The sequence below is a fragment of the Nitrospiria bacterium genome (assembly GCA_035498035.1).
Classification (GTDB): Bacteria; Nitrospirota; Nitrospiria; order JACQBZ01; family JACQBZ01; genus JACQBZ01.
Map to the genome: position 1 here is coordinate 48,473 of DATKAN010000005.1, position 11,475 is coordinate 59,947.

An 11,475-nucleotide genomic window follows, 5' to 3' on the forward strand; every position below is an offset into this window, starting at 1 on the left:
TTTAATGCGGTATGAAACGCGCCAAAATGGGACGGACCTCGCCCGCGAATTCGACGAGTCGGCGGTCGACGTCGGCGGCGCTTTTCCCCTTGGGCACGGGGGCCGTCAGGCGGACCAGGGCCCCGTCGGTTCGGTTTTTGGTCAAGGCATCCCAGAAAAGATAAAACTTGACCAGATACTCGTTGGTTAAGATCCTTCCCCGCTGCTGAAACCAGTAATAGACGACCCGTTCGTCGGTTCCTTTCTGAATCACGGCCCGGTTCACCGTCAGAGGAAACCCGGCCTCCGGACCAATCTTTTTCTCTTCCAGGGAGGTAATCTCCCACCCCCCGCCCGGAATACAGGTTCGGGGGGAGTGGGCCGACTGACCCTTCCTCTGGGACTGGTAGTAAGCGACATAGAAGTTGATCGGGGAATCGCCCGGGCCGCGATAGTCCGCCAGGAGGTAGTCGTCGAACTGGAGCGTTTTCACGTACTCCTCCTCCATCGGAAAACTCCTCCCCGTCCAAGCCCCCACATTCATCGGAAACTCGGCAAACGTCGGCCGGGCCGGCGGGATTTCCTCACCCGAGACGACATGGGTCGAGGCGATGATCACCGGAACGAAAAGGGCCAGGGAAACGAAATAGGCCGGAGGGGACAAAACCGATCCCGATTTCCGGACCCCCGAGCCCTCCCCCTCATCCGCTGTCGCGGCCGGGGCGGGACCGAACATTTCCGACAAGGACCGCCGTCTCCCCCGTGCGCCGATCCGCCCGAGGACCCACATTTCGCCGACCAGCATCAGGAGGCTACAGACGAACAACAGCCATCCCGAAAAAGCGTGGAAAAATCCCTCCGCGGTCACCCGGCCGTAGCGGTCGACCAGGAATCCGGTCACGCCGATTCGAAACCCGTTGAGAAAAATCGCGATCGGAAAACTCGACAGAAAAAGGGCCGCCCGCTTCCAAAGGTCCTCCCGGTAAAGATAAGCGCAGATCAACGCCAGTGTCGATAAGGGAAAGAGGTATCGTAATCCGCTGCAGGCCTCCGCCACCTGAAGTTGAATCGGCCCGAGGTCGATCACGTTCCCTTCCCGAAAGGCCGTCACCCCGACCAGCTTCAAGAAGCCGACGCCGAGTTCGGAGGAAATCAGTTGCATCCTGGCCGAAAATCCCTGATACAGAAAATCGGGAAGGGGAATCATGGTGAGAAGAAAGAAAACGGGAAAGGCGATCTCCCTCAGGCCGCGTGTCCCGATGACCGAGAGCAACAGGCCGGTCACGACCACAAGGAGCGAAAGGTGAATCAGGACATACAGGGTGGAAAGCTCTCCGATGAAATAAAGTCCCAAACCGACCGACACGACCGGGAAACCCCACCAGGTTCCGCCCCGGTCGATCGCCTTCAGCCTCTCGCGCCGTTGCCAAATCAGATAGAGAGAGATCAACGGGACAAAGAAGCCGTAGCCGTAATTCTCATCCGTGTACCATGACTTTACCATGTAGGCCATTCCCGGGTAATAGATGATCGCCAAGAGCAGGACGGGAAGAACCGCCATCTGCCAGAACCAACGTTTGTACAGGATTTCCATAACGCCCATCGATTCGAATTCCATCGATCCGTCTTCAGCCGATCACGAATTGCCGCAACACCCGCACGGCGAATCGGGGCAGCGCGGTCTGCCGGACCAGACGCCTCGGTTCGGAGAGGAGGCGATAAAGCCATTCGAGGTGGACCTTCCGGATGACCGCCGGAGCGCGCTTCACCCGTCCGGCGAGCACATCGAATGTCCCACCCACGCCTTGGCAAACCTTGATGTTCAGCCGCGGGAGATACCGCTTCATCCAAATCTCCTGCTTCGGACTACCCAATGCGACAAAAAGCACCTCCGCTTTCGAGGCATTGATGCGGTCGATCAGGCCGGGCATCTCTTCCTCTTTGAGATAACCGTGTTGCCCCCCCACGATTTGAATGCCCGGGAAACGCCGCCGCAGGGCATCCATCGTATCGCGATTCACCTCCGGACCGCCCCCGAAAAGAAAGACCCGATATCCTTTCCGCGCGGCCCGCTCACAGATGGCCGGCATCAGCTCCGACCCCGGGACCCTTTTCATCCTCCCCAACCCCAGGAGGCGGGCCGCCATCACGACGCCGATCCCGTCCGGAATCAACAGGCGGGCCTCCCGAAGCGGGTCCAAGAGCACCGGACTCTTGATCGCCTTGATCACCTTTTCGGGGTTCACCGCGATCACCATGCCGGGCCGATCGTCCCGCATCATCTCTTCAACGGCGCTCAAGGCCAGCGGGAGGTCAACACAGTCCAGCGGCACACCGAGCAGCTCGATTCGCTTGGGCCTCATCCATCCACCCCTGGATCCCGGAACATTCCGTATCCGATATCTTCGTCGCCCCATCGCCGGTCCGGATCTGCGTCACGAATCGGTGGGGAAGCTTTCCGTGGTATCGCGCCCGAAGCATCGTGACCGGTTCTTTGAATCCGTATCGACGCGACCTCCACCCCAGGATCGGACTCTCCTCCCCGGAATGAAGGGAAAGCTCCCCGCCCTGGACGACGAGATTAAAGTCCCGATCGCGGGCGCGTAAAAGAAACGCCTCGCCGTTCCGGACGGGCGAAACCCCGCAATGCCAGTGGAGGTCCAGTGTGTGAAGGCCTTCACCGGCCAGACGGTCGAAGATCAGCCACAGGCCCGGCGGACGATAGATCACCGCACGCCAATGTTCAACCCCCGGCTTCAATCGTGTGTAGCCGTCGTGATAGGCCAAGAGACGAATTTCCCCGTCCCAGGCTTCCTCGCGACGGATGATTCGAGTCTGAAAAGGGCGAGACCACATGAACGGCGTTTCCTGAACCGCCTGATCCGACCCATCTACCGTTACGGTATTGTGGGCCGGCGTGCCCCGAAAATACGACCTCCAGCGCGGATCCCCGGCATAGGTGTAGGTACCGGAATCGATCAGGATTTCTTCCCTCCCCGCCCGAAAGAAGACGGATAGCGCATCGGCATGGCCGTGCCCGTAGGAAGGCGCCATCCCCAAAGGACCGTGATCAAAAATGAGCGTGATCTCCCCGTTGTTTCCGTCCCGGATCATCGAATACCCGGAATCCTCGAAGGTCAAGAGGGCTTGACGGGCCGGGGAATCATCCCGGGACAGACGGAGAAACGGAGAAAGGGCGTAACCGGTGTCGGAATCCCCGATGGAAGGACATTCTTCCGGAGAATTCCCGAACGCGTTTAAAAATTGCCTCCCCCGGGTGTGGGCGTATCGGACGGCGGGCGGGACAGGGTCGTGGTGATGATCCATCAACGCAACCACCAGGCCGTATAGATCGACAATAAACTGGAGATACCCAAAGGCCTGTTCCGATCCGCCCCCGTCCAACGCGATCTGCCGGCTCGCTTCCCGGTCCAACTGTGCCAGTCCCAGGTTTTTCCAACCCTCCGCTCCGTCCAACTCCGGGAAGAGCGTTCCCGCGTAAACCAGTCCGGCGGACTCCGCAATGGTGTGGTTGCCCGCTGAAGAATACAGAGAGAGCCGACGATTGATAAAATCGGCATGGCCGTTGACCAGAACCAACACGGCCTTCCAGATTCGCGATGACCCGGCCAGTTTTTTTCGCGCAAGGTCCACCGCATAACAAACAGCCAGGATCCGGAGGGCACATTCCATGGCGGAGATGTAATGAATGCCTTGCTGTGTCGGATTCGCCTCAACCCAGGACAGGAGTTGTTCTTCTAACCGAACAGCGGCCCGTTCCCCAAGCGCTCCATCGTTCTTCCCGGCCAACAGGCCCAACAAAACCAACTGCTGCAGTCGGGAAGGCTCCCAGGCCACGCGAACATCCCCGTATGGGTTTCCGTTTCGGTAGGGGATGGAACCGAAAAAAATCTGAGGCCACCGTTTTCCCGTGTCCGGCGCTTCGTGCCAGACCGACGGATCCGGCCTCCAGGTCCATGGATAACCCAGCGCCTTGCACGATCCGGCCAGAAGATCCTGGATTGTAGAATCATCCTGTGGAAACGACCAGGGAAGCTCCGGAAGTCTGGGCTCGGATCCGGTGCAGAAACCGAAGCGATGAATGTCGTAACGAAAGGGATGCGCGTGTGCCGGCCGCATCTTGTATTTCACCTCCATCGCCTTCAGTGAACACTGCTCGGCGATCCGGGACACGATCTCGAACGGGCTCATCACCTTAAGCCGCTTGACGTACCACCGGAAATCTTCCCCCGAAGGCATCGCATCGCTCTTAAACATCGTAGACCTGCCCCGTCCGAAGACTTCTCACGGCCAGGAAACAGGCGCGCGTGACCGCCTGGATCTGACCGAAGGACATCACGGGAGCTTCGCCCCGAACCACGCTCTGGACCCACCGGATCATTTCAGCATGGAATCCTTTGTCCTGCCCGCCCGATTTAAAGCTCGTCTTTTTTCCGTCAGCGTAGAAATCCGAACGCATAAAGTCGTCCATGACGAGAGACTTCCCACCGCCGAAGACCTCAAAGCGTTCCTTGGCCAGCAATGTATTTCCCCCTGCGGTATATACAACGGTGCCTATCGATCCATCTTCAAACGTGAAGGAAAGAATAGACTGGTCATCCGTTGTTCCAGAGTCGTGACGGCCGATTCTTCGTGCGTGAACGGAGACAGGGGGGGCACCGCACAAGGATTGCATATAGTCCACAAAATGACAGGCTTCACCCACAATGCGGCCGCCCCCGATATCAGGATCCTGGGCCCAGTGCTCCGCGGGGAGGAAACCGGCATTCACCCGATACACCATCACCAAGGGATTTTTGCGATCCTTAAAGAATTCCCTGGCCCGATCCGCGTGGGGAGAGAAGCGTCGGTTAAATCCCACCGCCAGATGCAAACCCATAGAAGCCTTCACTTCATAAATGGAACCGATTCTGTCCAGCTCTTCTTCCGTAAGGCAGAGGGGCTTTTCGACGAAAACATGCTTTCCTGCTTCGAGCGCCTCGACCACCAACGTCCCATGGAGATCATGACGCGTCCCGATCAGGACCGCGTTCACCGAAGGATCTTTCAACACTTCGTAGTAATCGGTGGTGCTGTAAGCCGCTTTCGTCTTCTCGGCCAGGGCCTTGGCATGGATTCCGGAGGCCGTACAGATCCCGCGTAGCCGGAGCTCTTTCATCTTGAGAAGTTCCGGGAGCAGTCGATCCCTTACGTGGCGGCCCGCGCCGATGATCCCCAAGTTGAGCTTTTCTAAGGGCAGCGACGGACTTGCTTCAATGACGCGGTTGCTCGTCAACGGCGTATCCGGAGGGTAGGAGATTAAGATTCCAAGATAAGGCTCCTGATTTTCCATCATCAGTTCATAAGCCCGCCCGGCTTCATCAATCGGATAGCGGTGCGTCACCAGGTCCTTGACACGGAGTCTCCCTTGCTGAAGCAGCGATAAAAAGGCCTCCATGTTCCGGTTTTCGGTCCACCGAACATAGCCGTAGGGATAGTCGTGACCCTTTTCTTCGTAGCGATCATCGTAGCGCCCCGGTCCGTACGAAGTTGAGAAGCGCAATTCCAGCTCCTTCCGGTAGTAAGGCTCACGCGGAATAGACATCCCGACCGCCCCCACCACCACCACGCGGCCTTTCTTTCGAGAAATCTCTCCGGCGACCTCGATCGGACCGTTCTCCTTCGTGGCGGCCGTGATCAGCACGATATCGACGCCATATCCGCATGAAAAAGCGGCCGCGGCTTCGTCCAACTCTTCGGGAACCGCCACTGCGTCCGCACCGAATGTCTTGGCCATCTCAAGTTTCTTCCAATCCGGATCCGAAGCCAGCACGAGACAACCCGAAGCTTTTAACATCTGGACGGTGATCTGACCTAAAAGCCCAAGACCGATCACCGCCACCCGATCACCCAAACATGGCTCAGCTTGGCGGATTCCCTGAAGCGCGATCGCACCCAGGGCCACAAAAGAGGCGTCCTCAAAATCAACTCCGGACGGAATTTTAACGCAGAGTTTTTTGGGCACGTAAACGACCTCGGCATGCGAGGCATAATTCTGTCCCGCGCAGGCCACGCCCTCGCCCACCGAAAACCCGTTCAGATTTTCCCCCACCCCGAGTACAACACCGGCACAGCTGTACCCGAGCGCGGCCGGAGAATCGAGCCGATCGAAGGCCATCCGCACCGTTTCGACCAGGCCGTTTTTCCGGACTTGATTCAGCATCTTTCGAACCAATTCCGGCCGCTCGACGGCCTTTCCCACCAAGCTTTTTTGCGCCATTTGTACGGTGGATTTCTCCGTTCCGGCGCTGATCAGAGAAAAACGATTGGCCACCAAAACGCCTCCGGGACGCAACGCCGGAGCGGGAAGCTGATCGACCTTCAACAGGCCGGTTCTGTAATTTTGAACGATCTGCTTCATAGGGTCCTATCAATCACGATGTGCCCGGGAAACCGGACTTTCGGCTGCAACACGCCATTTGTAGAAAAGGTTTAACATGTTGTCAATCACGGCTTAATCAAGGTCATGTAAAATCTCTGTTAACTCTTTTAAATTTAAAAGGTTATTTTTCAACCACCAGAAGATACAGCGTGGCCAGCCGTCTACCCCGGAAATTTCCAAATAATTTCGAACTGTACCTCTGTATCGGCAGTGCGAAATACTGCTCGTGCACCAGGGTGTAACCAAGACGCCCCATCGTCGATCGGAGAGAGGCGGGACGAAATTGGTGCCTCTGATATTTCAGGTACGAATTTCGGGACGTGAGGACGAACCGAAGGACTCGTTCCCCCATCCGGTAGAGAGCATCCTTGTTTGGAACGGAAAGGATCAACCGGCCGCCTTTTCGTAAAATTCCATGAAACTGCATCAATGCTCGCTCATAATCATCAAGATATTCAAGGAGGCTCGAGCAGAGAATCAGTCCGGCCGTATCGCGATATTTCTCCAAAAGATCCTGGGGAAGGGGAAGAGACGCCTGAATATAAGATGGGACCGGCCCGTTCCCCTCACACTGGCGCCGGGCCAGGGCTAGCATGTTCTCGCTTTGATCAATGCCGATCGTTTGATACCCGAGAGCGACCACCGGACGACTCAGCGATCCGTCTCCACATCCCATGTCGAAACAAAGCCCTCCATCCTTGAGACGGGAAAGGTTTTCTTCTATCATGCAATGCCAGATACGTCGACGTTCTTCAAACGCATCTTCCTTGCGATAATTCGCGGCAAAATGGTCGGCTACACGATCGAAATAATCCCGCACCGAGTCACGGGTGTTCATCGTTCATCCGCCAGCGTCTTCCAGACGACATCCGCCATCCGTTTTTTGAACTGTTCGTCGGTGTAGTGGGCTTCATATCGGATGCGGCCTCGAACGCCCATCGCCTGCATTTCTTCAGGATGATCCAGACACCAGAGAATTTTTGATGCCAGGTCCGCCGGATCATCGACCTCCACTTGAAGACCGTTCTCTCGTTGGATCACAGTTTCTCCGATACATCCCTGGTTGGTGAACAACACCGGCAATCCCGCTGCCATCGCTTCGAGCAATACCAGCGGCTGGCCCTCGGGCTGAATTCCCGGAAAGAGAAACAAATCGGCCGACTGATAGAGCCGCTCTTTTCGATCACCGGCCACCGGGCCCGTATACTTGACATACCCCTCCAACGCTTCCCGTTGAATCAGGGATTCGGCCGCCATCCGGTCCTCCTCGCGCAGCCAGTCCCCGGCCAGAATAAATTCGACGTCCCGTCTTTTTTGAATTACCAGTGGAATGGCGGCGAGCACAACCAGTGCCCCTTTCTGGCGGCTGAGGGTGCTCAGATGCAGCAGCCGATACCGTTGGCGCGCCGGATCCCGCTTGCCGCGTGGATGATCATTCCCGCCTTCAATACCATTGGGCACCACGGAGATTCGGTCCGCGGGAACCAACCCCTTAAAGACGCCACGCAGCGACTCCCCCAAGACGATCGCTCGAGTGACCGTTCGAAGGGTCCATCGGACGTAGGCTTTTAATGGATTCCCCAGGCGCTCATACCATTGCCTGAAGTGGCTGCCGTGAAGGTGGATAAGAATCCGGCAGCGCAGCAGAGCGGCAGGCCAGAGAAAGAAACTGTCACGCAGAAATCCCACAGTGGACTGGGAAAGCGGTAGGTAGACCAGCTTCGGCCGCTCCCAGAGGAGCAATACCATGAAATTGCTCCACTGGCGGCAGAACAGCACGACGTCGTGGAGATCCGGTTGATCGACGTGGCGGATTCCGCGTCGGTCCGAGATATCCAAATGCGTCAGGGCATACTGCTCGCGCAATGCGGAACCCAATAACACCTGCATCGCAACCGCCACGCCGTGGTAAGGCGGAGGCGTGGGTCCGATGATCAAGACGTTGGGGCGATTTCGCTCCTCAATCATGACGGACCGGCGGGCTGTTCTCGGTCCCCTCGCGCAGGGGCCTGCCTACGCCATTGAGGACGGATGTCAGGAACTGAACGATCGCGATCGCTGACGTCCTGGGGTCGTAACGCCTGACCTTTGTGTAAGCCGCGTTGCCCATGGCGAGCCGTTCTTCCAAGCTCAGGGTCAGCACCTTGATGATCACGGCGGCCGATGCGTCCGCCTCTCTGGGGTCGATACAAAACCCCGTCACGCCGTCCTCTACCAATTCGTGGGTCGCCGCGGCGTGGATCGAGGATACCACCGGCAATCCAGCGGCCATCGCTTCACCGAGCACAGCCCCAAAGGGGTCAAAGAGAGTGTGGAAGATAAAGACATCTCCGAGGGCAAACCACTTGGGCAACTCCTCAGGGGACACGAAACCATGGAAATGCACGTGATCCCAGCCCAGGTCGCGCGCAAGCCTTTCGTAGTACGGGCGGTCCGGGCCCTCCCCGAAGATCAGCAACGAGGGTTTGTGGCCCGCCTCGAGGAGGCGCCGATAGATTTCAAACAGCTCCCGGTATCCCTTACGGGGGATGATCTGGCCCACGGATATGAGGATCGGGTTGCGGTACCGTCTTCGAAGCATCTCGAATTCCTGCGTGCTTCGGAACGCGCTCGCCACGGCGTGAAAATGGTCTACATCGACGGGCATCACGGTGGTGAGAATGCGGTCCTCGGAGACGCCATACTGCCGGAAGGCTTCCCTCGCCGCGCCGGATGAGGCGATCGCCCCGTCGGACCATGCCCCAAACCCTCGACGGATCAATCGCCTTAGACGCGACGATTCCGCCTCACCCTGCAACGTGAGTTCCCCCCAGCCGATGAATACCTTGCGAAATAATTTGCAATAGAGCAGCGCCGCGATGTTCGCGGGGGCAAACCCTCCGCTGACGACCACATCGGGATCGAGGGTCCGCAGCGTTCTGATCACGCGGTAGTTGACGTGGATCGATACGGAACGACCGGGGGGTCTGAAATGCAGGCCGGGCAAGACGCGAGAGGCAAATCCGGATGGCGCCAAGTCCCAATGTCGATCCTCCGACCGCTCCGCCATCAGCAACGCGACGAAGCGGTCCACCCGCGTGTCGAGCTCGGCAAACAGCGGCGAGAGGTAGGGGGTCATGATGGTGGTCAACACGACGAGCTTCATCGGACTGACCCGACGCGCCGGGCCGGCTCTTCCGCGACCGCTGCGGTTCCCCGGTACAACGCCACGAAGCGGTCGGCCGCCGACGCCCACGTGTAGGACGTCAAGGCAACTCGCCGGGCACGTTCCCCGAGCCTCTTGCCCCGGCGCGCGTCCTCCAGCACCCACTGAATCGCGCCGGCCACCGCATCGGGTTTCGGGTCGACGAGGACGCCCGTCTTCTGATGCTCGATCACCTCCGGAATCCCTCCCGCATTGGCCGCCACGACCGGCTTCCGGTACAACATGGCTTCGACGATCGCGATGCCAAACGCTTCGTTCAACGCAAGATGTCCGTACACATCGGCAACGGCCAGAGCCAGCCCCGGGGAATCCAGATAGCCGGTGAAGATGACTTCGTCGCACGCACCTACCTCCGCCACGTAGCGCTCGACCCGCTCACGAAGCCGACCGTCCCCGACGATGATCAACCGAATGCAGGGGTACTGCTTTCGGAGAATCACCAAGGCGGAAATGAGACGTTTGTGTCCCTCGACCTTCCAATCGTGGTGAAAGATTCCGATCGATACGATAATCGGAAACTTCCCGATCAACTGATGCTGTTCGCGAAACGATTGAACCTCTTTCAGATGCGGTTCGCTGATTTCCACCCCGGGCGGTATGATCTCGATCGTCGTGCGAGGTTTTACCCGCTCAATCACCATCAGATCATCGGCCATCGCCTTCGAAACAGCGGTCACCGTATCGCACTGCCGTATGATCACAGCATGCAGTGCCCGACGTATCGCCAAGCGGACCCGCATCACCAAGCGAGGGACAGAGGACAATCGTGACAATTCCTTTTCTGGCGAATCGAGCTTTGTATGCATAGTGTATATCAAAACAGACCGATGGCCTCTCAACCATTTGTAAAAAGCCGAAGCCGCGCCCATCCAGATATGGCCGTGACAGTGAATGACGTCGGGGCGAATCCTCCAGAGGGCCTTTAGCGTGTTCCACGCCAGACCGATTCCCTCGCCGCTGACGTCCACGCCTCTTTCGGCTGCGCGAGGATCGGCCGCGACAACCGTGACCCGCAAACCCTCCTGTTTCTGTAGTCGGCTCGTCAGAGTGAAGACATACTTGGACACGCCGCCCCCTGAAGACAGCCAGTTGTAGGTCACCATCGCGACCGTTGTTCCGACCGGCGAAACCGTCTTGTCGATTGCACGCTGCGATTGTATTTCTTTCATCCCGCTACCCCGACCATCCGTTGAATCCGCTGTCTCACCCCGCGAAGGACCACAATATCTTCCTCACCCAGGCCCAGAGCGACCAGAAAGGCGAAGTAGGACGCGGCAACCGCGCACACCAACAGGAAAGGGTTTTGAACCGGCAACCCCTCCTTAAGCAACACGACGACCACGGACGTTCCGATTCCTGCAGCGACGGGCTTCCAGACGATACATTCATAGGGCTGAACGCCGAGCAGGAGGAATCCTTGGACGATCCTGACGATGTTGATCAGCACAAGGCTGGCGCTCGCCGCGATGGCGGCGCCAACGATTCCATACCGGGGAATGAGAACCAGGTTCAACGCGATTTGAAGAATCCCGGCAAACAACGTGTTCCACATCACCAAGCGGGTGTGACCGGCCAGCAGGAGGATGTTATTGGCGGAACCCGTTCCGGCGTTCACGATTTGCCCGATCGCCAGAATCACCAGGCACAGGGCGCCGCCTTCGAAGTTCTCACCGAATAGAGCAAGAAGTTCTTTCGGTAAAAGCGCGACCACGAGAAAAATCGGAAATGAAAGGGTCAAGGCCCACCGCAAAAGAATCTTGTACAGTTTCTCGAGTTGCGACCGATCGTTTCGGGCGATGCTTTCCGACAACAAAGGATTCGCAATCGACTCGAAGGATTGCAGAACCAG

At 58.0% G+C, this 11,475-nt stretch carries 9 protein-coding genes; all 9 read right to left on the reverse strand.

Features of this window, described 5'->3' with window-relative positions; genetic code table 11:
- Position 1 precedes the first annotated feature (1 nt).
- Complete coding sequence (xrtD, locus tag VMN77_00380) at positions 2 to 1,597, reverse strand: VPLPA-CTERM-specific exosortase XrtD (GenBank protein HTN42233.1); 1,596 nt, start codon at positions 1,595 to 1,597, stop codon at positions 2 to 4.
- A 10-nt stretch (positions 1,598 to 1,607) separates the two neighbouring features.
- Complete coding sequence (locus VMN77_00385) at positions 1,608 to 2,342, reverse strand: WecB/TagA/CpsF family glycosyltransferase (protein ID HTN42234.1); 735 nt, start codon at positions 2,340 to 2,342, stop codon at positions 1,608 to 1,610.
- Positions 2,293 to 4,257 (reverse strand): alginate lyase family protein, encoded by a 1,965-nt coding sequence (locus VMN77_00390; protein HTN42235.1) that lies wholly within the window; start codon positions 4,255 to 4,257, stop codon positions 2,293 to 2,295. Before VMN77_00390 ends, VMN77_00385 begins: the two co-directional genes overlap by 50 nt.
- The gene (locus VMN77_00395; GenBank protein HTN42236.1) at positions 4,250 to 6,400 is read right to left on the reverse strand and encodes a bi-domain-containing oxidoreductase; all 2,151 of its coding nucleotides are present in this window, start codon (positions 6,398 to 6,400) and stop codon (positions 4,250 to 4,252) included. Before VMN77_00395 ends, VMN77_00390 begins: the two co-directional genes overlap by 8 nt.
- Before the next feature lie 142 nt (positions 6,401 to 6,542).
- The gene (locus tag VMN77_00400; protein HTN42237.1) at positions 6,543 to 7,259 is read right to left on the reverse strand and encodes a methyltransferase domain-containing protein; all 717 of its coding nucleotides are present in this window, start codon (positions 7,257 to 7,259) and stop codon (positions 6,543 to 6,545) included.
- A complete protein-coding gene (locus VMN77_00405; GenBank protein HTN42238.1) occupies positions 7,256 to 8,389 on the reverse strand; it encodes a glycosyltransferase family 4 protein in 1,134 nt (377 codons plus the stop codon). Before VMN77_00405 ends, VMN77_00400 begins: the two co-directional genes overlap by 4 nt.
- Complete coding sequence (locus tag VMN77_00410; GenBank protein ID HTN42239.1) at positions 8,382 to 9,566, reverse strand: glycosyltransferase family 4 protein; 1,185 nt, start codon at positions 9,564 to 9,566, stop codon at positions 8,382 to 8,384. The genes VMN77_00405 and VMN77_00410 overlap by 8 nt, the downstream gene beginning before the upstream one ends.
- Positions 9,563 to 10,795 carry a glycosyltransferase family 4 protein gene (locus tag VMN77_00415; GenBank protein HTN42240.1) on the reverse strand — a complete coding sequence of 411 codons (1,233 nt, stop codon included), beginning with the start codon at positions 10,793 to 10,795 and terminating at the stop codon, positions 9,563 to 9,565. The genes VMN77_00410 and VMN77_00415 overlap by 4 nt, the downstream gene beginning before the upstream one ends.
- On the reverse strand, positions 10,792 to 11,475 hold a 684-nt coding region (locus VMN77_00420; protein HTN42241.1), incomplete at its 5' end, for a polysaccharide biosynthesis C-terminal domain-containing protein. The genes VMN77_00415 and VMN77_00420, both read right to left, overlap by 4 nt.